Source organism: Anabaena sp. WFMT (assembly GCF_051781005.1).
GTDB lineage: Bacteria > Cyanobacteriota > Cyanobacteriia > Cyanobacteriales > Nostocaceae > Anabaena.
Genome location: NZ_JBPWOA010000017.1, coordinates 236,901 through 258,668, shown reverse-complemented (window position 1 = coordinate 258,668; position 21,768 = coordinate 236,901). Strand labels below are relative to the sequence as shown.

Genomic DNA, 21,768 nt, shown 5'->3' with positions numbered 1-21,768 from the left:
CTATTGTGACAAATTACAACCCAAGTACTGATAAAACATCACTAGCGTGGGTAGTAGTGTTCACAGCACTGTCAACATGAATGATTTTACCGTTGGGGTCAATTACGAAAGTGACGCGCTTGGCATAACCACCACCATCAACATCAAAAGCATTGATGAGGGCTTTGTCGGTGTCAACTAGTAGGGGAAAATTCAGGTTATATTTAGCGGTGAATGCTTGATGGGCAGATTGATCATCAGCACTTACTCCCAACACTACAACATTTTTACCTTGATATTCAGATTGGGCATCCCGGAAACTACAGGCTTGTTTGGTGCAGCCTGGCGTGTCATCTTTGGGGTAGAAATACACAACTACCGTCTTACCAGCAAAATCAGATAATGAAACTGTGTTGCCGTTTGTATCTTTAGCGGTAAATGCAGGCGCATCTGTACCAACTGCTAGTGGCATAATTAACCTTTCCTGTTTCAGATTGTTGATGCACTTGAAATTTTACAGTAATTTACAATATTTATAGAAATTGTTAGAAACAAAATATTAACCTTCTAGCTGCTGAATGTCTAAAATCATGACTACTATTGATTTTTCCAACCCTAAACCCTTTGTTTATACCCCAAAAACACTCTTAAGAGCCGAGCGATCGCTCATTTGTTCACCCTTTGATCTCAGTTTATTTACAGCCATGCGGACTCAGAGTGTTTCCGTGAGTGCGATCGCTATGGAAAAAGGTGTTAAACAAGGTTACACCAAACGCCCTTTATCAGAATTGAACTGTGATAACGCTTTTGACTGGCTGATCGAAGTGGGAGTACTACGGCGAGAAGTCGATGGACAGGGCATTACAGACGGTTTTCGCCTCACTCCCCTTGGTCATCAGGTGCTAGAAAAAATTACCGAAAATAATTGGCGTACACCCTCATGGAGCGATCGCTTAAATAATGCCATCACTCGTTGGTTTCGACTACCCTTTTAGATTAAAAATTGACGTGGGGCTGATTGGAAATTTCTTACTCAAATTCAACGTTGGTTTCGACTACCCTTTTAGATTAAAAATTGACAAGTTAAGATAAGCAAGGCAAAGTAAAAACTAGGGTAGAGAAGTAGCAAACTTGACCCTATTTATTGAGCTTCTCTTTTTAAAGTTTGATCACCAGATTTCTCTAACAGGGTTCAATCCTCCAATTACAGCACCACCGAAAAAATACTAATAGTCAAATTATGAAAGCAATTATGGTAGTGGGAACAACATCCCACGCAGGGAAATCACTGATAACTACAGCTATTTGCCGCATTCTGGCGCGTCGTGGCTGGCGAGTGGCTCCCTTTAAAGGTCAAAATATGGCTTTAAATGCTTATGTTACCCCCACAGGAGGAGAAATAGGCTACGCTCAAGCGGTGCAAGCTTGGGCTGCGGGAGTCGTTCCTTTAGTAGAAATGAACCCAATTTTACTTAAACCTCAAGGGGATATGACCTCTCAAGTCATCCTCAAAGGCAGACCTATAGGTAAAGTTAGTGCTACAGATTATTATGAGCAATATTTTGACCTGGGTTGGCGAACAATTGAAGAATGTCTACAACATCTAGGCACAGAATTTGATATGTTAGTCTGTGAAGGTGCGGGTAGTCCAGCCGAAATTAACCTTAAGCACCGTGACTTAACTAACATGAGGGTAGCAAAACATTTAAATGCACCCACTCTTTTAGTAGTTGATATTGACCGGGGAGGTGCTTTCGCTCATGTAGTCGGAACCCTAGAATTACTTGACCCCGACGAACGCGCTTTAATTAAAGGCGTAGTTATTAACAAATTTCGGGGACAACGTTCAATTCTCGAACCGGGAATCAAATGGTTAGAAGAACGCACTGGTATTCCCGTAGTTGGCGTTATCCCCTACTTAGAAGAAGTTTTTCCCGCCGAAGACTCCCTAGACTTACTGGAACGCAAACCTTATAAAGCCCAAGCTGAACTGAATATAGCCGTTATCCGCTTACCGAGAATAGCCAACTTTACCGACTTTGATCCACTGGAATCAGAATCTTCAGTCTCAGTAAAATATTTGAGTCCCAAGCAAGATTTAGGACACCCTGATGCAGTAATTATTCCAGGAACAAAGACCACAATTGCCGACTTGATAGTGTTGCAAAAAAGCGGCATGGCGGAAGCAATTCAACATTATGCTGCTTCTGGGGGAACAGTTTTAGGGATTTGTGGCGGCTACCAAATGCTAGGTCAGATGATAGCAGATCCAGAAGGAGTAGAGGGACAAGCTGGTAGATTTCAAGGGTTAAATTTATTACCCATCAAAACAGTAATGACAGGACAAAAAATTGCTCGTCAGCGTCAAGTTACTTCCAATTATCCGCAAATGGGCTTACCTGTAAATGGATTTGAAATTCATCAAGGGCGATCGCGCATAGAACAGCCAGAAATAGATTCTAAAGCCTACCAACCCCTATTTGATGACATTAATTTAGGACTAGTGGATAGTTGTCAATCTGTTTGGGGCAGTTATTTACACGGTTTGTTTGATAATGGCCCTTGGCGACGTGCTTGGCTTAACCGTCTCCGTCAACAGCGTGGCTTGAAATCTTTACCCACAGGTGTTGCTAATTACCGAGAACAGCGAGAGCAAATTTTGGACTCTTTAGCCACTCAAATTGAAAGCCATTTAAACTTAACTCCGTTTTTGTCTTAGATAAACACTTATCTCATGAATATTAGCATCCACTTCTTACCAGATGATGTCACCGTTAATGCTGAAGTAGGAGAATCCATGTTAGATGTAGCAGATCGGGCAGGGGTCTCCATTCCCACTGGTTGTCTAATGGGGACCTGTCATGCTTGCACCGTCGAACTAGATGATGGGGAAGTCATCCGTGCTTGTATTACTCCAGTTCCACCAGGAAAAAAGGAATTGACCATTAATTTGTATAGTGATCCAACTTGGTAATTAATGGCTAGTACAGCACAGCGTAAATAAACCAACCATTCGCAATCGCTAAAAAGCTTACTCCATATTATTTTTGATAGGACTTACGCACCAGTCACGGAAAATCGTTCGCGAAGCGTGTCGAAGACATACCGCAGAGGACGCAGAGGACGCAGAGAAATAAGAGTTTGAGAGGCTTCGCCGTGAGCGTCAGCGGCTCGAGTGAGCCTTCCCTGCGGGACGCTTCGCGAACGCCGAACTCCGAACGGTTTTTTGCGTAAGTCCTATTTGACTCCTGACTCCTAGCCCTAAATATTGATACTTTGTGGAATTCTGGAAGGCAATAAATACTTGTAAGCTATCATCCTTTCACTATTTAGCTGATTAATTCGCTGCTCAATTTCTTGTAAATCTTGATGAAAATCCTGCAAAGCAACTTTCAATTTTTGGTTGCCTTGAGAAATTGATGTGGGATACTCACCCAACTTAGTGTAGTATAACGAGCCGAGCAAATAGAGGATATTTATCTGTTCTTGCGCTTTTTCTAGCGATGGTAGACCATTGATAAAATCTTCCGACTCTTGGGAATTTGTTGGTGTTGGAGTATAACGAGCGAAAGGAAATGCTGGCGTATATATCATCATTCCACGTTGCGGAAAATTCACAGCAGCGTGTTGAGCGCTGGCTGTAAAAATAATCGTCGAGATTGTTTTAACTAAATAATCTAGCGTCTTAATTTTTCCTTCCGCATCCTCACCAAAATTCTGCAACCGTCCCCCTTTGGGACTAGCTAATTTACCAGACCAACGCTGTAAATTTTTATCAGCTAAAATTAACCCATCATTCGTGTAAAAATAACTTAAATAAGCATAAACCCATTTATAAATAGCATTCCAAATCAGTGTACCGTCATCTCGGTAAGGATAAATTGGTAGCTGGTTAGCATTATTAACACCCCGACTATTTAAAGTATCAGGAAATGCTACCTCATGAAAATTAAACAAATAACTTTGTGCTGCTTTAATTGCTAATTTTTGTTCAGATTCAATAGTACCAACTAACAGTGAGTCTATAATACCTTTTGGTGCTATTAAAGATTTATGAGCGCCATAATTTATGAGGACAGTACCCTGAAGATGAGGTTTCAGGAGTTGTTTGATTAAGTGATTATTGGGTAAATGATTAGTTGCAACAACAAAAGGCTCAATAACTAAATGTGTCTGGCCTAGATGACTCACTAACTCGTGATAGTTGCTATCGGCCATCTGCACAATGTTCTTAGCAGTCATCCAAGTTCCTGTTTCCAGAGGTGTAAATATAGACTGCTGACAACTAATTGCTATTGGTAGTAGATAACGAGATGAACTACTCACCGGAGGTACAGCAAATAGCGCAATGGGAGCAGCAACATATTTTTGTGCTTGAGGAAAACTACCATCTACTAAGTTATTTAATAAATTATAGTCTGATAAATAAAGCCGACCTTCTTGTATTGCTGCTTCTAGAGAATCGGCAACCCCTGCGATTTCGGTGACAATTTCTTGGTATTTTTCACCAGTAATTGGTAAGCGTGGATCTAATTGTTTGATTTGCTTGAGCATGACTGGGTTAGGTCCAGCTACCTGCATATAAGCAAAAACTAAATCTTCTTGAAATTTATTAGCAATTTCTGGTTTAGATATAACTCTAAATTGTTTGTTGAAATCCTCAAGACCATTTTCAGAAGTTTTAGATGTTTCTACAGAAGTTTCTGCAATTGGAGTTTGATGTTCAGCTAACTCTAATAATTTAGCATTGTATTTGATAATTTCTTTAAAAAATGCTTTGGTAGATTCTTTATTCGATTTAGCTACTACTGGCTGAGGATTTTTATTTAATAAATCTGTAAACTGTTTTTCTACTTTTACTACTTTTATATCTTTATTGGCTTGTTCAAAAAGTCTTTGCTGGAGATAGGGATGAATTTGCTCATCAAGGTTTAAATTATCATCAATTTGTTTTAATGTTAATAATAAATCTGAAATATAACTGTTTAAATAATCATCTGAATCTTCTTGATTTCTAATCGTACTGATGTTGTTGTTGATGTTTTTTAAAGAACTAAGCTTGCCATCTAAAAATGATTGATCAGTTTGGTTGTTACTATTAGGAGTATTTTTTGCGTTGCTATGAGTAGATTTAGAGGTATTGTTGAGATTAAGAATAGTGATGACAGTTAATAATAAACCCAGCCATTGAGCGCTGGGAAGTTCATCTTTAGGTAATAAAGGAAAATTGATTATTGGTAATTCAGGAATATCTGTCATAGCCAAAGGCTCTAGATAACTATAGTTATATTCATATCTGTTACATTGTGTAGGGATAAAACGATTTAATATTTTATAGAGAAATACAAGTGTATTCTTAAAAGTAAACATATTTTCTCCTTTCTTCAAGTGACAAGAATTAATTTCTAGACAACTGTCTAATTTGTCAAGAGTTTCTTATTTTTTGTAAATAAGACTAGATTAACTGTCAGTATATTTAGCATATTTAATTTTAATTACCATTTTGTTTATGATGTTTTAATAATTACATTACTTTTTGTATAAGAAATAGGACTTACGCATAAATTACGAAATTTAGGGGTAATTCATAAATTACCCCTACGGTAAATCATGATTTACACTACCTTTTTGGGTAAGTCCTGGAGAAAATATATTTGTCTCAGACTTTATTCAAAGCGTATTCTTTAAAACGCTCCAAATCTGCTTGAATAGTGGACTCCACCACTTTTCCCAAAAACAAATTATCCATGAGTTTACCAAGCAAGCCAGGAATAGCGTAGGAAACGGTCATTTTGACAACGGTGCTAGTATGGCGATCATAAAAGCGAATTGCACCCTGATTTGGTAAACCATCAACTGATTCCCATTGGATAATTTGATTAGGAATAATTTTGAGAATGCGAGATTTCCAAGTAAAATCCCAGCCACCAGTACTCAATTTCCACAGGGATATCTCTGGATCATCTGGTAAAATTTTCACCGAATCAATCCACTTCATCCAACGAGGCATTTGCTCTAAATCAGACCAGAGGCTCCATGCTAATTCTATAGGAACCTCAACTTCCACCTGCACACTATGCTCTAACCATTCAGCCATTAGATTTTAGATTTTAGATTTTAGATTTTAGATTGATTGGTGATTGGTGATTGGTGATTAAATCATTATTTTCTAGTTTCCTATTTCCTATTCCCTCTTAACTGTCACCTGTCACCTGTCACCGTTCGGAGTTCGGCGAAGGCTCACTCGAGCCGCTGACGCTCACGGCGGAAGCCTGTCACCTATTTTTTCACATTTTCCAGAATCACCTTAGCCGCACGTAGTCCAGAAATAGTTGCACCTTCCATACTGTCAATATAATCTTGCTGAGTATAACTACCTGCTAGAAAGAAATTAGGTATAGGTGTTTTTTGGTCAGGACGATAAGCGTCCATTCCCGGTGCTTCCCGGTAGAGAGACTGAGCAAGTTTTACCACACTGTACCAAGTCATGTTTAAATCTCTGGAGGAAGGGAATAGTTCATGGACTTGTTTAAGGACGTGTTGAGCGATCGCTTCATTACTTTGTTTAATAAAAGGATCTCCTGGTGTCAATACCAGTTGCAACAACGAGCCTTCCCCAGGACGATAATAATCTGCGGGGCTAGTCAAAGCCAAATCAGCAAAACAGGAAAAATCAGCATCTGCGGTATATAACAAATTATCTATTCCCACTGCATGATTTAATTGTTTCCGCTTTTGGTCATCTTCCAGTTCCGTCACCCAACCATCAAAGCGTAGCTGTACTGTAGCGACTGGGACAGCATCAAGTTTATAAATATTATCAAATTCTGGCCATTTGCGCCATGCTTGGGGTAAAACACGCTGAATTCCCGGTACATCACAAGCACAAAGATAAGCATCAGCGGTGATAACTTCTTCTGTCTCACCTTGGGCAACTAATATACCTGTAACGCGAGTTTCTTCCCCGGACTCAGCAAACTGAATTTCCCGCACTTGGCGACGGGTATATATTTTAGTGCCTCTTGCTTCTAAGTATTCAACAATTGGTTTGTGTAAATATTCGTGAGGTGAACCTTCCAGCATTCGTAGAATTGAAGCTTCAGTTCTGACTGCAAACAACTGGAAAATGGTCAACATACAACGGGCAGAAATATGATCACAATCTATAAATCCCAAAGCGTAAGCGATGGGATTCCATAGGCGTTTAATGCTACCTTTACTGCCCCCGTGACTATAAAACCAGTCGGAAAAGCTGATTTTATCTAATTTGCGGATGGTTTTCATTGCCCCATCAAAGTCTACTAAACCTTGGACTATGGGGCTAGTTCCGAGAGCGATCGCATTTTGGAATTTATCCTGGAGTGAAAGTTGGGAAGTTGTGAAAAATGCCTTTAACCCATTAAAAGGCGCACCCGTGATAAAACGAAAATCTAAAGCCCCAGTGCATCCACCTTTGTTAATAAAAGTATGACTATGTTCTTTAAGGCGTAAATTGTCCCCAGCCCCCACCTTCTCCATCAACTTAAATAGATTGTAGTAGCAGCCAAAAAATACGTGCAACCCCATTTCAATATGGTTGCCATCACCATCTACCCAACTGCCGACTTTTCCGCCTACAAACGGGCGAGATTCAAAAATTTGCACCTCACAACCCGCATCAGCTAAATCTACAGCAGTTGCTAGTCCAGCCAGTCCCGCACCTACAATTGCAACACGCATTCCCTCGTTCCTTTATGGCTTACGCCACGCAGCGCTATCAGTTTCTTTACAAATTGTAACTGCGTTGGTGTCGGAATTTGCTACTTAACTGGATACAGCAAGCAGGAAGAGGGTGTGGGGTTTAGGGTATAGGGTGCAAAAGATAGATATTACCCCTCATCTGCCTCATCTCTCCTTGCTCCCTTTGCTCCTGCTGCCCCATTTATTCCTCAGCTTTTCTCCTTAGATTCTTCAGAAAGAGGTAAACTTCTAATCAGTTCCCGAATAATATCAGTAGCTGGTCTACCTGTTTGTTGACAATATTTTTCTAGCTTTTCTGCTTCTTGTGTTGCTAGATTCACAGTTATACGTTTGACGGCCCATTTTTTATTTGTCATTATCATGCAATTTGCTGTTTATTAATGGATTGATAAAGAATTCCACTGCAAAAGTAAAAAATGATAGTATCAGACTTTGCTTCCAGGAAATTGCAAAGTTATTAATATCATTAAAAATTTTTGATAAAGAATTTACACTTTTCAAGACATAGATAATGTGTTAATAATTATTTGCAACTCTCCATTAATTATGCAGCAACAAGCATCTCAGGTAATTGGAGAAAACCACAGATTAAACCTGGAGTATAGAACTCAGTGCTAATGAGGTATTTACCTGTGGTAACTGAATCAAGTATTATTCAAATTCCATTTCAGGCATAAGTTGGAGAGTACCGATACCTAAATCTTCGGGACGGAGCGATCGCGCTTCAAACAGAGCCATCATATCTTTTAACTGGGGATTACCACGGGAAGCACCCGTCAGTCCTTTAGAAATAATCAAGCCGCAATAGCCTTGAGTATTTTTACAGCGTTGATTCCATTTTTTCCTGGCTTCGACATGAATGGGGTCGTTATCTAGGAATTCTCCAAACAGAAATAATTCTTGATTATTAGTTTGTAACAAACCCAAGTCATAGCGATCGCCATCAAAGGGATCAGTACCTGGATTAAAGCAAATCGCTTTCAGTCCCTCAGCCGTCTCAATCTTTTCAATGACGGTTTTTGCCTTAGGACGAGAAGTTTGAATTAAAATCACGGGTAATCCATCGCCAACTTGATTGATCACATCTGCTGGATGATAATGCACTTCCTGACGCAAGGATTCTAACATCTCCCAAGAAATCACACCCAAACTGAGGAAAGAGTCTTCTGGAATCAAGTCATCTCGCAAGGAATGGAAAGCTGTGGAGTCAATATCATCTTCATCTGAGATATCAAAACCTGCCATTTCCTCTAACTCTGCTGCCAACTCTGGCATAGTAGAGACAGTTACAGAAACTGATTTAGTATCTTCATCTGGATGGGGCAAGGAAATGCGATAACGTCGATTAATGGCAGGGAAGTCATCTTCATATAACTGGTGACGGTAATCACGAACAAAGCGGAGTAAGCTTTCTAGAGCCACAAAAACTACAAGTGCTTCCTCGTCGTACAAAACAGACCGCAATCCTTCTAAAGGGTGAATGTTACCAAAGGTGGGTTCAATTTCCGATAGTGGTAATTCTGCTAAATCTTCATCCTCATCTTCATCTTCGTCGATTTGCTCAAAGGTGAGAAACAAACAATCTTGCTTCAGAAAAGCTTCTTCTAAACCTTGGCCAGATTCTTCATCTCTTAAAACATCTGCACGAAACCGTTTGAGAGAATCTTCTGAGCGATAAAACAAAATTCCATATTCCATCCCCAGCATTCCCATCACTGAAGCATAAATTGTCCCTACATCCCATTTATTAATCTCTATGGATAAGATTTGCTGTTCTTCTAAAAATTCCCAAGGTGCTGCTTCCCAAGTTGCAAAAGCCTTCTCTCTCAATATTTGTGCATACTGGGGAGGTAAATCGGGGATTTGGCTATCGAGAATATCCGCAAAGGAGCGAAACAGTTCATCAATTAAAGGTAATTCTGGTGTGTAGTCAATGGCAATATCCAAATCTTGCAGCACCCCACGCAGATAAAATTGAATTTCCCGATCTTTCACCACAATTCTTTGCGGTCTAGCGGGTTTAGCTGGACTGTGTGGATGTTCCATGGCTCGCATTAAGGTACGAACTATAGCTTCTGGGCCTAGTTCTGGAGATACCACATCCATGCCTCTAACAATACCTTGAGAGCCATCTACCCAGAGAATGCATTCTCCCTTGGATTCATCTGATTCACTGGGTTGGGTTTGTGATGACGATAACGGACGGCGATCGCCCTCCCATATAGAAGGAATTTGGGTTAATTTCTTCAACCGACGACTGGTAGAGCGATTAAAACTTGTCATAGAGTAAAGTTAATCAAAAAAGCTATTTAGAAGAAGTAAATTTTGGGTAGTGGTGAGTAAATAAGTGCTGAGTAACGAGTAACGAGTAACTCCATAGTTAAAACTAGGGGAATAATTTTTTCTTTTTCCATACCTGAAGGTAGGGACTTCACAGTCAGACGATGAGTACAATTAATTTTCCTTTTTTACTCAGGACTCAGCACTCCTGAAAATTGGTTGTTGCTCAAACGACTCCAAGACTGAAAAAATAAAAATACTCCAAATACACCGAATCTCTCAATTCTAGAATAAAAACCCTTCTCTGCTGTTGACAAAGTGTTGAGAATTTACGTCTGTACCTGTCAATGCAGTTAGAATGGAATAAAACTTGAAAGAGCAACCCAGGGGCTATTAACAGCATATACCTGGTAATCGTTATAATAATTAAGGAGTGACAACAGCAAATGACACAAGCAACTGAGCTTCAACAACGCGGCATTCTGTTAAGCGAATCAGCATTGCGCCAGGTAAAATCGCTCCAAGGTAAGCAAGGGCAGGATTTATGTTTACGGGTAGGAGTGCGTCAAGGTGGTTGCTCTGGGATGTCTTACATGATGGATTTTGAAGATACTAGTAAGATCACCGCGCAGGATGACGTTTTTGATTATGATGGCTTTAAGATTGTGTGCGATCGCAAAAGTCTATTATATCTCTATGGGTTAATGCTCGATTATAGTGATGCCATGATTGGCGGTGGCTTCCAATTCACTAACCCCAACGCCTCCCAAACTTGTGGTTGCGGGAAATCTTTCGGGGTGTAATATAGTCAATGGTCGGATGTCAGCGGTCAGTTGTGAATAACTAATGACTAATGACTAATGACCAATGACCAATGACCAATGACTAATGACCAATGACTATTACAATTGAAGAACTGTTTGATACAGGTTTAGAACGTTATAAAGCTGGAGAATCGGTAGAATCGCTCATCCCTGTATTTAAAGAAGTGTGCGATCGCTCCCCCAAAGCTAGTTCTGCTTGGATTTGTCTTTCCTGGCTGTACCTACTCGACAACAAAGCCAACTTAGCTTACAAAGCTGCAAATAAAGCAGTAAAATTAAATCCCCAAGACCCACAAGCCAGAATTAATCTCGCTTTAGCCATGCTGGAAACAGGTCAAAAAGGTCTGCGCGAACACATTGACTTTGCACAACAGTTGATTTTTGTCAATGAAGAATGGCAAACGGAAGTTAAAAATAGCATTGAAGATGGCTTAACTAGAAAACCAGATTGGCAGAGTTTGGCAAAAGTCAAAAAATGGCTATTTGAATAATTCGTAATTCGTAATTCGTAATTCGTAATTAAATAGGAATTGCGAATTATAATAATTAATTCTCGAAGCTTATAGAAGATGAAAGACAAACTATTAAATTGGCTCAACTTAGTTTTAGTTGCAGATGTATTCCTGGTGATTTTGGGTTTTATCTGGTTTGCCGTGGCAGTTGCTGGTAATGCCTCTGGAATCAACCTCGGTTTAGATTTATGGCATAAACTGTGGATACCGCTATTTAACCCAGCTATTGGCATCCTCATGGGTGGTGCAATTCTCAGCGGAATTACCAGTTGGGTTTCTAAGAAATTTATGAAAAATGAGTCATAGCAATTCGTAATTCGTAGCTAAAGATCATTTGAAATAAATATCCAAACGCAGCAAGACCAGTAATTACGAATTACGAATTACGAATTACGAATTACGAATTATTTGCGTCAATGCTGATGGCAAATTCGGATATTGATACTCAAAACCTACAGATTGAGTGCGTATAGGTAGGACTTTTTGACCCTCTAAAACCACAATTGCCCCATCTCCCAACATCGCTTCTAAAGCAAAAGAAGGAACAGGCAACCATGACGGACGATTCATCACCTGTCCCATAGTTGCACTTAAATCTGTCATCCGCACAGGATTGGGAGCCGTAGCATTATATACGCCTTCTATGTTTGGCTTAGTTAAAGCTTGCAGAATTAAGTTAACAATATCGTCTATGTGAATCCATGAAAACCACTGCCGACCACTACCAATAGGGCCACCGGCAAAGAGTTTGAAGGGAGTAATCATTTTCCCCAAAGCACCACCATGACCTAAAACAATACCAAAACGCAAAATTACCAAGCGCACACCAGCATTTGTTACCTTTTGTGCTTCTGCTTCCCACTCTTGGCAGACTTGAGCCAGAAAATCTTGACCTGAAGGGCTATTTTCGTCAAAAGTAGCAGTTTCACTAGTACCATAGTAGCCAATAGCCGAAGCATTCACTAACACACTTGGTTTGGGGTTAGCCTTAGCTATAGCTTCGACAATTTTTTGTGTCCCCAGTTTGCGGCTGTTGAGGATTTCCTGCTTACGTTGTGGTGTCCAACGTTCCTCAGCAATGGGTTCTCCTGCCAGATTAACCACACCATCACAACCAGCAATAGCATCTTGCCAAGCACCAGATACACCAGGTGTATAGCCCATAATTTCGAGATTTGGGAAAGCCTGAGAAGGAAAAACTTTGTGGGCAGAGTTAGTATTCCGACTTAACACTAGTACTCTATGACCTTCATTATGCAGTCGTTCTACTAAACGACTACCGACAAATCCTGTTGCACCAGTAATTGCTACTTTCATGTTTGACTTAAGCTAAAGCACTATTGTACAGTCTTGACTTTTACCTCAATTTAACAATTTCTCAGCCTGTACCGTCTTCTGTTAAGTTAACCACTATTTAGTTTTACTCTTCCCTATTCCCTCTTCCCTGTCAACTGTCTTTTGGGAATTAACTCGCGTGTTCCCAGTCGCTGAGTAATTCACGATTCTGCTTTTTCGCATTGCTTTTGCGAACTGGCACTTTAGGAGTACCAATATCAACAGCAGGAAAAGACTGTTTCGTCTTTTTGGCAGATTTATTTTCTTGTGTGTTAGTCATAGCTAGATACAGTTGATAAAAACTTCAGTTCTAATTTATTAGATCAATTTTCACAGACAATTCCCGGAAAAAAGATTGTGTTTTTGATGGAAAATTAATCAATCTCTAGAATGGGGGAAAAGTGTAGGATTGACTACAGAAAAACCTTGACGGTTGGGTTTTGTATTTGCCAACTCAACTTGAAAATTTATTTTATCACTTACCTCCCCGCTTCTGGCTTCCAGAGTCCAATTGCCGGGTTGTAAATGCCAAAATAACGCATTAGTTGATTGTGTAGATAACTGCCTACCATTTAGCCACCACTCTATAGGTAGATTAGATTTGCTAACCAGTTTAAATTCTAGTTTTTGCTGACCTTTCTCATCAGGATAAACCACAAACAAATCCCCATTATGAGGAGATAAAATCCTAAATTTATCAGCATTAGAATTTGATTGTGGCTGTCTTGCTAACCATTCATCATACTCAGGTGGTAAATGGAAATCAGCAGGATTTTCGTAGGCAATTTTATCTGCTGGCGAAAAATATTCCTGAACTATCGAAGTACAATCAGGTTTAGGTTTTAACCCAGAATTAGCACAAACGGGTAATTGGATTAACCCATCTGGAGGTGGAAAATCTGTCGGTGTTTGATATTCGTGCAGATGTAACATGATTCTGTTCCACAAAGGTGCAGCACCTGTCACACCTGAAACTTGCCGCATCGGTTCGCCGTTGAAATTACCTACCCAAGTAGCAACAGTATAATCAGTGGTAAAGCCAACTGTCCAGGTATCGCGATAATTTGATGAAGTGCCAGTTTTAACAGCCGCAGAGAAAGGCAGATTTAATACCGAGTCTACACCAAAAGCTGTAGCACGGGCATAGCGATCGCTCAACATATCAATAATTAACTGCCAATTCGCTACTTCACCCCGCAAGGGAGGAGGGGAAATCGCGTCCCCTTCTTTGCTTGCGGAGAGGGGGGTTGGGGGGTGAGGTTCCGTCAACACAGTCACTAAAGGCGTACTTTTGCCCATTCTGGCCATAGTCACATAAGCCCTAGCAAGTTCCCATAAACTCACCTCTGCGCTACCCAAAGTCAAACCCAAACCGTAATATTCAGCACTTTGATTGAGATGTGCAAACCCCAACTCATGCAACCGATTTAAGAAAGTTTCCACACCAACCTTTTCCAACACCTTTACCGCAGGTACATTTAAAGAATTTGCTAAAGCAACACGTACCCGCACCGGGCCAAGAAAACTGTTAGTATAATCTGTAGGGCTATATAATTTCGCCCCCGGAATTGCGTAATGAGAAGGCACATCTGCCAAAATAGAATTAGGTTTAATGACACCTTTTTCCAAAGCTAATTCATACACAAATGGTTTGAGAGTTGAACCAGGTTGACGCAACGCTTGTACTCCATCATTTCGTCCTAATTTCACATCATTAAAATAATCAGGCGAACCGACGTAAGCTAAAACCTCCCCAGAGTAGTTGTCAATTATCAACGCAGCTGCATCATGGACATTATTAGCACCAAGAGAATCAATAACCTGCTGTACCTGTGCTTCCACAAACTGCTGCAAAGGTAGATTTATCGTAGTCTTAATAGGAGAAGATTCCATTTCCCCTCCCTCCAGTCCCCCTCCTCGCTTGCGGGAAAATAAATCCACTCCCTGTTTATGGTGAGATAACTCCAGTCCCCCTCCTCGCTTGCGGGGAGGGGTTAGGGGTGGGGTGTTCTGTGTTGCTAACCAAAACAAAAAATGAGGTGCAGCAATAATTCCCTGTTCACGAGATTGAAAAACAACCTTTTCCGTATATATGCGTTCAGCTACTGCTTCAGTAATATATTTATCCTGCACCATTTGATTTAAAACATATTTCTGCCTTGTCTTTAAACGTTCCCAATGTTCATAAGGATTAAAATAAGTAGGATTATTAGGAATTGCGGCTAAAAAAGAAGCTTGGGCTAAATTTAAATCACTTGCAGAAATAGAAAAATAAGTCCGTGCTGCTGCTTCCACACCATAAATATTTCCCCCCATAGGTAGACGATTAATATAAGCAGAGAGAATTTCATCTTTACTCATTCCTGCAACTAACCGCCAAGATAGCCAAATTTCAGATAATTTACTTGATAAAGTCCGGGGAGAATTATCCAACATTCGCGCTAATTGCATGGTAATTGTGGAAGCACCAGAAACTATTTTTTTCGATTGAATAGCTTCCTTTATAGCGCGGATAATTGCTTTCATATCTAACGCCCCATGTTGATAAAAGCTGCCATCTTCAGCAGCTAAAATGGCATTGATAAATTGGGGTGAAACCTGATTTAATGTTATAACTGCTGTATGTTCTTGATCACGAGTTAGTAATGTTCCTAACGGTAAACCATTACGATCTGTAAACTGCATAGCTAATTGCTTTTGGGCAATATCTATACTATGAATTGGTGCAAAATAAGGCAGTAATCGCACTACCAAACACATCAGGATTAAAGCTAAAATGATTTTAACAGTTTTATATTTACGCTTTAGCTTTAATTTATATCTATTGAGATAAAGAAAATAGGATTTTGTCTCACGCAGAGACGCAGAGACACAGAGAGTAAGAGTTTTGAGGATACGAGTGTTGAATTTCATAATTTGAGGTTTCAAGTTATGTAAAAGAGATTTCGCAAAAAAAATCAATATTCCTGAAATGTTAAGAATTGTATGGTTTATTGGAAATAATCACACTAGATTAGGTATTTATGTAAACAAGTTAAGCAACAGCGCAACCCAACAAAATTTATTTACAACTATTTCCAAAATGTTGGGTTTCCTTACGTCAACCCAACCTACAAATTTAAAGTTTTTCAAGTTCTTCAACAATATGATTAGAAATTTACTACATTTTTTATTTATCATTACCTTTATATTAGGTATAGCTGGCTGTAATTTTGTGGGTATCACTCCAGGTAAAGAAAAATTACCAACGGTTGCATCACTTACACCACCAAAATTACCCGACTGGATAGAACAAATCAGTCCTTTGGGAGATGCAAATACTCTTAGTCAAATTCGCATTCGCTTTAAGGAAGCTTTAATTCCTGTTGAAAGTCTTGATAATCCAGAACAAGAAAATTTATTAACTAAATTTGCTATTTGGCCTCCTTTACCAGGGAAGTTTCGCTTTTTAACACCGCGCATGGTAGGGTTTCAAGCTGATAAAGCATTACCCAAAGCCATAAGAGTGCAAGTTACTCTCAAAGCTGGTTTAGGAGATTTAAAAAATCATCGTTTAGATCAAGATTTAGCCTGGACTTTCAATACTGAATCAATTAAACTCACCAATTTACCAGGTGTTAACCCGATTGAAAAAGCAGAAATTGAACCAATCGATTTAAAACCTAAATTACAATTTACATCAAATTTAGAACTAGATTTAGATTCTGTTCAAAAGCTTTTACAGTTAATTCCTAACGGTAAAACTCAAGGGGTAGGGTTAAAGGTAGAATTAGCTAAAGCAGAAAAACCAGAAAATTTAGATCCTTTAGAAAAATTTGACCCTTCAGCTAAAAATTGGGTTTATGATATTACTCCCCAGGGAAATTTAGAAAAAGCCACATCTTACCTTTTAACATTTTCTCCTGGTATCCTTCCTGCTTATGGAAATATTCCCAGTGATAAAGAGTTTGTTGGTAAGTTAGCAACTTATTCACCATTAGCATTTCAGGGAATTAAACCTTACGGACTACCAGACTCAGGAGGAACCTATGGTAGATTTATTAAAGGCAGTCTCCAGCTAGAATTTAATAATATTTTATTAGCAGATTCTGCAAAGGAGAATATTAAAATAAATCCCGCACCTAAAGACATTGATAGGGTTTTGCAAATCTATGATGAAGATAGAATTGTTAGTGTTAATCCCTACGCTTTAGAACCGGATACTAATTATACAATTACTATTAATAAAAATGTCAAAGATAAATTTGGGCAAACTTTAGGTAAACCTGTTTCTATTAAATATGATTCTGGTGATTTAGCGGGAGATATTTGGGTTCCCTCTGATTTACATATTTTCCCTAAAGATAAGGATTTACAGCTAAATATTAATACAGTCAATCTACCAGAATCGAAATATCAAGCAAATTATCGTGTAATTAAACCCACAGATTTAGTTTATACGAATAATGCCAATGATTTATTACCCAAACCTGAAAAATGGGAAAGCTTCAAGGTATCTGGTAAAAAAAATCAGTCCGTTAATGTCACTGTTCCCCTGAAAGCAAGATTAGGTGATAATCAGGGAATGTTAGCTTATGGAGTGCAAGCACGAACTAATAAATATCAAGAAAATAATAAACAATTGTGGAGAGAAGCAACAACTTATGGAATGGTGCAATTAACTAATTTAGGTGTATTTTCTCAATGGTTTCCAGAATCGGGGTTAATTCGGGTTCATCATCTTAGTAATGGTTCACCAGTTAAGGCTGCAAATATTGAAATTTATCAATCAAAATTATATGAAAAATCTAGTTCTCAACCTGTACCTTGTGCAACGGGTGAAACTGATGATAAGGGAACTTTTAAAGTTGATAATGATGAATTAAAAGATTGTTATTCAAAGGATGAAAAATTACCAAAATTATTAGTAATTGCCCGTGAAAATAAAGATTGGGCTTTTGCCAGAACTCAAGAGTATAGCGGCAGTTATGGTTATGGTATTGATGCTGGTTGGGAAGATGGTAAACCGATATCACGAGGGGTAATTTTTTCCGATAGACAGTTATATCAACCTGGAGAAAAAGCTGCATTTACGGCTTTTGCAGATTATTTAGAAGCAGGCGAAATTCAGCAAGATAAAAATGCTGAATATAAATTAACTTTGGTAAGTCCCAATGGACAAAAATCTGATTTAGGTACACAAAAAACAAATGAATTTGGGACCTTTTCTCTAGAGTTACCTCTCGAAAAAAATAAACCCCTAGGTTATTATAAAATCGAAGCAAAAGGAAAAAATGGACGAGAAATATCTGGTGAATTTCGAGTAGCGGAGTTTAAACCACCTAATTTCAAAGTTGATTTACAGCTAAATAAAGAATTTGCCCTGATTAATGACAAAATTGCAGCGAAGGTAGCCAGTAATTATTTGTTTGGTTCACCTGTGGAAGGGGGAGAAGCAAAATATTTTATTACTCGTCAGCAGACTAATTTTATTCCCAAAGGTTGGGAGGAATTTAGTTTTGGGAGACAGTGGTTTTGGCCTGAAGAAAGTCCGACTCTCTCTAGCGATGTTTTACAAACTAATACTCAGTTAGATGCTAATGGTAAAAGTAGTCAAATGGTAACAGTAGCAAAAGATTTACCTTACCCAATGACTTACCGGGTAGATGTTCAAGTTGCTGACATTTCTAATTTATCAGTTGCTAATTCCCAAACTTTTACAGCTTTACCTAGTAATAAACTTATTGGCTTAAAAAGTAATTTTATAGCTGACGCTGGTAAGACTTTTCCGGTAGAAATTATCGTTACTGACGCGACAGGAAAACCATTAGAAAATGAACGGGTAAGTTTGGAGTTACAACAAATAAAATATAGCAGTGTTACTCAAATAGTTGAAGGTAGCCGAACTCCGAAAAATCAAGTTGAATATAAAACAGTTTCCAAAACAGAAATTAAATCCTCTAATATTCCGCAAATGGTAAATTTACAACCAACTGAATCCGGTTCATACCGTATTCGGGCTAATTTTAGCGATAGTAGAGATGAAATAACAGCTACAGATTTACAAATTTGGGTGACTGGTGTAAATCCTGTGTTCTGGGGTGAAAGAGAAAAAGATAAATTGGAAGTTAAATTAAATAAGCAAGAGTTTAAAGTTGGGGAAACTGCTACTGCTTTAATTCAATCTCCCTACCCAGAAGGGGAATTATATTTTGCAGTAATTAAAGATAAACCTCTCTATCAGCAAGTTACTAAAATTAAAGGAAGTGCGCCACAAATTCAGTTTACAGTTACGCCAGAAATGCTACCTAACGCTGCTATAGAAGCGGTGTTAATCAGACAAGGTAAACCACTTAATCAAGTGGAACCAGAAAATTTAGAAAATTTAGCCAAAATCGGTTTTGCACCTTTTAAAGTCAACTTGGAAGATAAATATTTAAAGGTGGAAGTTAAGCCAAATCAAAGTTCTTTAGAACCTGGAAATGAAGAAACTTTAGAACTGGAATTAAAAGATCATCAAGGAAACGCTACCCAAGGACAATTTACTGTCATGGTGGTGAATGAAGCGGTGTTACAACTTGCTGGTTATCGTCCACCAAATTTGGTAGATACTGTTTATGCAGAACAACCAATTTCTACCCGCTTTAGTGATAATCGTCCAGATGTTGTTTTACAAAATCAAAGTTTAGATAAACCTAAAGGTTGGGGTTATGGTGGTGGGTTATCTAGTGCTTTAGCAAATACTCGCATTCGCCAAGATTTTCAAGCTTTAGCTTATTACAATGGTTCTGTAATTACTGATGTTAATGGTCAGGCTAGAATCACTTTTAAATTACCAGATGATTTAACTACATGGCGGGTTATGGTTGTGGCTACGGACGGAAATCTGCGTTTTGGTAATGGTGAGGCGACATTGATCACAACAAAGCCATTAATAACTAATGCTATTTTGCCACAATTTGCTCGGTCAGGCGATCGCATTCTTGGAGGTTTGTCAGTCACCAATACCACCGGAAACACTGGAAACATCAGCATTAACGGTGAACTTAGCGGTTCTCTCCAATTTGCAGAAAATAACCCTAAAACTAAAACCCTACAAACACCAGTTGAGTCAGCAACCCAAGCGTACCGTTTCCCAATGATTGCGGGTAGCGTAGGTAAAAGTGAAGTTACATTTGCAACACAGCTAAATAATACCGCAGATGCTTTTTCAGTTCCTTTAGAAATTAAGCCGTTAGAAATTACAGAACAAGTAGTAGAAACTGGTGTTAGTGAAAAACAGGTAAAAATTCCTTTGAATATTGATAAAAATACCTTCTCGGAAACAGGAGGTTTAGATATTCAATTAGCTAGTACCTTAATTCCCGAAATTAAAGCCCCTGCAAAACAAGTTTTAGGTGATAATGATTTACCATTTGCAGAACCAGCAGCGAGTCAGTTATTAATTGCTGCAAATCTGCAAACCCTTACACAACAATATAATCAAACATTTGCAGAATTTAATCCTCAAAAACAAGCCAATCTAGCTATTGAACAACTGCAAAAGCTGCAAATTGCTGATGGTGGTTTTGCTGCTTTCCCCGGACAAGAAAAATCTGATCCTTGGGTTTCTGCTTATGCTGCGGAATCTCTGGTAAAAGCTAATCAGGCTTACCCTGGTTTAGTCAATTCTAGAATCCTATCTCAACTGAAAAACTATTTACAAAAAGTTCTCGTTAACCCTGGACAATATGAGTTTTGTAAACAAAAACTTTGTAAATCACAACTGCAAATTAACTCCTTAATTGCTCTATCACAATTAGGGGATAAACGCAATAGTTTCTTGTCAGATATTTATCAACAACGTGATGCTTTTGATGTTGTCACTCAAATCAAATTAGCACGATATTTATTTCAATTTCCTGAATGGGAAGATGAAGCGCAAATCATCCGAGTTCAGTTACAAAAAAATATCTATGAAACTGGACGTAATGCAGTTGTAAATTTACCTCCTAGCTGGAGTTGGATGAATTCACAGACTACAACACAAGCCCAAGCATTACGCTTATTTATTGACCAAAAAGCCAACGTAGAAATCATTGATAAATTATTTCAAAGTCTGCTGAATCTTCGCAGAGAAGGAACATGGCAAACAACTTATAACAATGCCCAAGCTTTAACCGCTTTAGTAGAATATAGCCAGCTACAATCAACACCACCTAATTTTGTTACTACAGTAAAATTAGCAGGTCAAAAGTTAGGAGAAACTAGATTTAATGGTTATCAAAATCCTAGCTTACAACTAAATGTAGGAATGGATAAATTACCTCGTGGTCGCCATAATTTACTTTTGCAAAAATCTGGAAAAGGCAAATTACATTATTTAGTCGCTTACAGTTATCGCTTACAAGGAAATCAACCAGGAAGATTTAACGGTTTACGAGTAACGCGAGAAATTAGCAAAATAAATGAAGAAAAAGTTATTCAAAAAACGGGAATGTATGCTGTTGATAAACCCTTGATCTTAAAACCAGGAGAAGTGTTTGATATTGGTTTAGAAATTATTACAGATCATCCTGTAGATCATCTCGTCATTAAAGATCCATTACCCGCAGGTTTTGAAGCAGTAGATGAGAGTTTTCAAACTGCGACACCAGCATTACAAGCAAAAGCTGATAACTGGCAATTAGGATATAAAACAATCTATAAAGATAGAATTATTTCCTATGCAGATCATCTCGAAGCAGGAGTTTACAATTTACATTATTTAGTTCGTTCCGTTACTCCAGGAACATTCCTTTGGCCTGGTGCAGAAGCACATCTGCAATATGCACCAGAGGAGTTTGGACGCAGTGCTGATTCAACTTTGATTTTAGAAGAGAAAAAATAATAAATATACATCTTCTAAAAGAGTTGTGAAAAATGCATATTTATCTTCTTCTTTCTTCCTTCGCGTTCTTCTCTTCGAGACACTTTTCTCGTTCCCATACTCTGTATGGGAATGACTCTTAGAAGGCTCTGCCTTCTTGTGTGTACACCGTAGCTATTAAAGCAGAGGCAGAGCCTCTATAATTGTATTCCCAGTCAGAGACTGGGAACAAGATAATAGTATATTTTTACTATCTTACGAAAAATCTACT

16 protein-coding genes are annotated in these 21,768 nt (G+C 38.6%); 7 read left to right on the top strand and 9 right to left on the bottom strand.

Annotation, left to right across the window (positions count from 1 at the left end; genetic code table 11):
- Window positions 1-13: 13 nt before the first annotated feature.
- On the bottom strand, window positions 14-451 hold the full coding sequence (locus ACSQ6I_RS09950; protein WP_438890180.1) for a peroxiredoxin: 438 nt from the start codon (window positions 449-451) through the stop codon (window positions 14-16).
- 118 nt (window positions 452-569) lie between these two features.
- Here ACSQ6I_RS09950 and ACSQ6I_RS09945 point away from each other — a divergent pair, with 118 nt between their 5' ends.
- The 3 genes from ACSQ6I_RS09945 to ACSQ6I_RS09935 all read left to right on the top strand — a co-directional run bounded on the left by ACSQ6I_RS09945 (window position 570) and on the right by ACSQ6I_RS09935 (window position 2,953).
- Window positions 570-974, top strand: a complete 405-nt coding sequence (locus ACSQ6I_RS09945) for an Npun_F0494 family protein (protein WP_438890179.1) — start codon at window positions 570-572, stop codon at window positions 972-974.
- Window positions 975-1,219: 245 nt separating this feature from the next.
- Complete coding sequence (gene cobQ / locus ACSQ6I_RS09940) at window positions 1,220-2,698, top strand: cobyric acid synthase CobQ (protein WP_438890178.1); 1,479 nt, start codon at window positions 1,220-1,222, stop codon at window positions 2,696-2,698.
- A gap of 15 nt (window positions 2,699-2,713) precedes the next feature.
- Complete coding sequence (locus tag ACSQ6I_RS09935) at window positions 2,714-2,953, top strand: 2Fe-2S iron-sulfur cluster-binding protein (protein ID WP_438890177.1); 240 nt, start codon at window positions 2,714-2,716, stop codon at window positions 2,951-2,953.
- 287 nt (window positions 2,954-3,240) lie between these two features.
- Here the strand turns inward: ACSQ6I_RS09935 and ACSQ6I_RS09930 are convergent, their stop codons facing one another.
- The 5 genes from ACSQ6I_RS09930 to ACSQ6I_RS09910 all read right to left on the bottom strand — a co-directional run bounded on the left by ACSQ6I_RS09930 (window position 3,241) and on the right by ACSQ6I_RS09910 (window position 10,002).
- Window positions 3,241-5,349, bottom strand: coding sequence for a lipoxygenase family protein (locus ACSQ6I_RS09930; RefSeq protein WP_438890176.1), 2,109 nt, complete (start codon window positions 5,347-5,349; stop codon window positions 3,241-3,243).
- Between the two features lie 289 nt (window positions 5,350-5,638).
- The gene (locus ACSQ6I_RS09925; RefSeq protein ID WP_438890175.1) at window positions 5,639-6,076 is read right to left on the bottom strand and encodes an SRPBCC family protein; all 438 of its coding nucleotides are present in this window, start codon (window positions 6,074-6,076) and stop codon (window positions 5,639-5,641) included.
- Between the two features lie 182 nt (window positions 6,077-6,258).
- Complete coding sequence (zds, locus tag ACSQ6I_RS09920; protein ID WP_438890174.1) at window positions 6,259-7,698, bottom strand: 9,9'-di-cis-zeta-carotene desaturase; 1,440 nt, start codon at window positions 7,696-7,698, stop codon at window positions 6,259-6,261.
- A gap of 209 nt (window positions 7,699-7,907) precedes the next feature.
- Complete coding sequence (locus ACSQ6I_RS09915; protein WP_323311774.1) at window positions 7,908-8,081, bottom strand: ribbon-helix-helix protein, CopG family; 174 nt, start codon at window positions 8,079-8,081, stop codon at window positions 7,908-7,910.
- A gap of 289 nt (window positions 8,082-8,370) precedes the next feature.
- A complete protein-coding gene (locus tag ACSQ6I_RS09910) occupies window positions 8,371-10,002 on the bottom strand; it encodes a DUF6930 domain-containing protein (protein ID WP_438890173.1) in 1,632 nt (543 codons plus the stop codon).
- Between the two features lie 443 nt (window positions 10,003-10,445).
- On the opposite strand from ACSQ6I_RS09910, the gene ACSQ6I_RS09905 reads away from it, so the two are divergent.
- The 3 genes from ACSQ6I_RS09905 (at window position 10,446) to ACSQ6I_RS09895 (ending at window position 11,641) form a co-directional block, all read left to right on the top strand.
- Window positions 10,446-10,802, top strand: a complete 357-nt coding sequence (locus tag ACSQ6I_RS09905) for an iron-sulfur cluster assembly accessory protein (protein ID WP_438890172.1) — start codon at window positions 10,446-10,448, stop codon at window positions 10,800-10,802.
- Between the two features lie 92 nt (window positions 10,803-10,894).
- A complete protein-coding gene (locus ACSQ6I_RS09900) occupies window positions 10,895-11,314 on the top strand; it encodes a tetratricopeptide repeat protein (RefSeq protein ID WP_438890171.1) in 420 nt (139 codons plus the stop codon).
- Window positions 11,315-11,392: 78 nt separating this feature from the next.
- Window positions 11,393-11,641 carry a hypothetical protein gene (locus tag ACSQ6I_RS09895; RefSeq protein WP_438890170.1) on the top strand — a complete coding sequence of 83 codons (249 nt, stop codon included), beginning with the start codon at window positions 11,393-11,395 and terminating at the stop codon, window positions 11,639-11,641.
- Between the two features lie 84 nt (window positions 11,642-11,725).
- On the opposite strand, the gene thyD is transcribed toward ACSQ6I_RS09895, so the two are convergent.
- The 3 genes from thyD to ACSQ6I_RS09880 all read right to left on the bottom strand — a co-directional run bounded on the left by thyD (window position 11,726) and on the right by ACSQ6I_RS09880 (window position 15,430).
- Complete coding sequence (gene thyD / locus ACSQ6I_RS09890; RefSeq protein WP_438890169.1) at window positions 11,726-12,652, bottom strand: thylakoid membrane protein ThyD; 927 nt, start codon at window positions 12,650-12,652, stop codon at window positions 11,726-11,728.
- Window positions 12,653-12,800: 148 nt separating this feature from the next.
- Complete coding sequence (locus tag ACSQ6I_RS09885) at window positions 12,801-12,950, bottom strand: hypothetical protein (protein WP_438890168.1); 150 nt, start codon at window positions 12,948-12,950, stop codon at window positions 12,801-12,803.
- A gap of 98 nt (window positions 12,951-13,048) precedes the next feature.
- Window positions 13,049-15,430, bottom strand: a complete 2,382-nt coding sequence (locus ACSQ6I_RS09880; RefSeq protein ID WP_438890299.1) for a penicillin-binding protein 1C — start codon at window positions 15,428-15,430, stop codon at window positions 13,049-13,051.
- A gap of 385 nt (window positions 15,431-15,815) precedes the next feature.
- Here ACSQ6I_RS09880 and ACSQ6I_RS09875 point away from each other — a divergent pair, with 385 nt between their 5' ends.
- A complete protein-coding gene (locus tag ACSQ6I_RS09875; RefSeq protein ID WP_438890167.1) occupies window positions 15,816-21,518 on the top strand; it encodes an MG2 domain-containing protein in 5,703 nt (1,900 codons plus the stop codon).
- Window positions 21,519-21,768: the final 250 nt, after the last annotated feature.

What these genes read in the sequence shown, in the direction of transcription:
- ACSQ6I_RS09950 (WP_438890180.1), bottom strand. Translation starts at nt 451, where the DNA reads ATGCCACTAGCAGTTGGTACAGATGCGCCTGCATTTACCGCTAAAGAT.
- ACSQ6I_RS09945 (WP_438890179.1), top strand. Translation starts at nt 570, where the DNA reads ATGACTACTATTGATTTTTCCAACCCTAAACCCTTTGTTTATACCCCA.
- cobQ (WP_438890178.1), top strand. Translation starts at nt 1,220, where the DNA reads ATGAAAGCAATTATGGTAGTGGGAACAACATCCCACGCAGGGAAATCA.
- ACSQ6I_RS09935 (WP_438890177.1), top strand. Translation starts at nt 2,714, where the DNA reads ATGAATATTAGCATCCACTTCTTACCAGATGATGTCACCGTTAATGCT.
- ACSQ6I_RS09930 (WP_438890176.1), bottom strand. Translation starts at nt 5,349, where the DNA reads ATGTTTACTTTTAAGAATACACTTGTATTTCTCTATAAAATATTAAAT.
- ACSQ6I_RS09925 (WP_438890175.1), bottom strand. Translation starts at nt 6,076, where the DNA reads ATGGCTGAATGGTTAGAGCATAGTGTGCAGGTGGAAGTTGAGGTTCCT.
- zds (WP_438890174.1), bottom strand. Translation starts at nt 7,698, where the DNA reads ATGCGTGTTGCAATTGTAGGTGCGGGACTGGCTGGACTAGCAACTGCT.
- ACSQ6I_RS09915 (WP_323311774.1), bottom strand. Translation starts at nt 8,081, where the DNA reads ATGATAATGACAAATAAAAAATGGGCCGTCAAACGTATAACTGTGAAT.
- ACSQ6I_RS09910 (WP_438890173.1), bottom strand. Translation starts at nt 10,002, where the DNA reads ATGACAAGTTTTAATCGCTCTACCAGTCGTCGGTTGAAGAAATTAACC.
- ACSQ6I_RS09905 (WP_438890172.1), top strand. Translation starts at nt 10,446, where the DNA reads ATGACACAAGCAACTGAGCTTCAACAACGCGGCATTCTGTTAAGCGAA.
- ACSQ6I_RS09900 (WP_438890171.1), top strand. Translation starts at nt 10,895, where the DNA reads ATGACTATTACAATTGAAGAACTGTTTGATACAGGTTTAGAACGTTAT.
- ACSQ6I_RS09895 (WP_438890170.1), top strand. Translation starts at nt 11,393, where the DNA reads ATGAAAGACAAACTATTAAATTGGCTCAACTTAGTTTTAGTTGCAGAT.
- thyD (WP_438890169.1), bottom strand. Translation starts at nt 12,652, where the DNA reads ATGAAAGTAGCAATTACTGGTGCAACAGGATTTGTCGGTAGTCGTTTA.
- ACSQ6I_RS09885 (WP_438890168.1), bottom strand. Translation starts at nt 12,950, where the DNA reads ATGACTAACACACAAGAAAATAAATCTGCCAAAAAGACGAAACAGTCT.
- ACSQ6I_RS09880 (WP_438890299.1), bottom strand. Translation starts at nt 15,430, where the DNA reads ATGTGTTTGGTAGTGCGATTACTGCCTTATTTTGCACCAATTCATAGT.
- ACSQ6I_RS09875 (WP_438890167.1), top strand. Translation starts at nt 15,816, where the DNA reads ATGATTAGAAATTTACTACATTTTTTATTTATCATTACCTTTATATTA.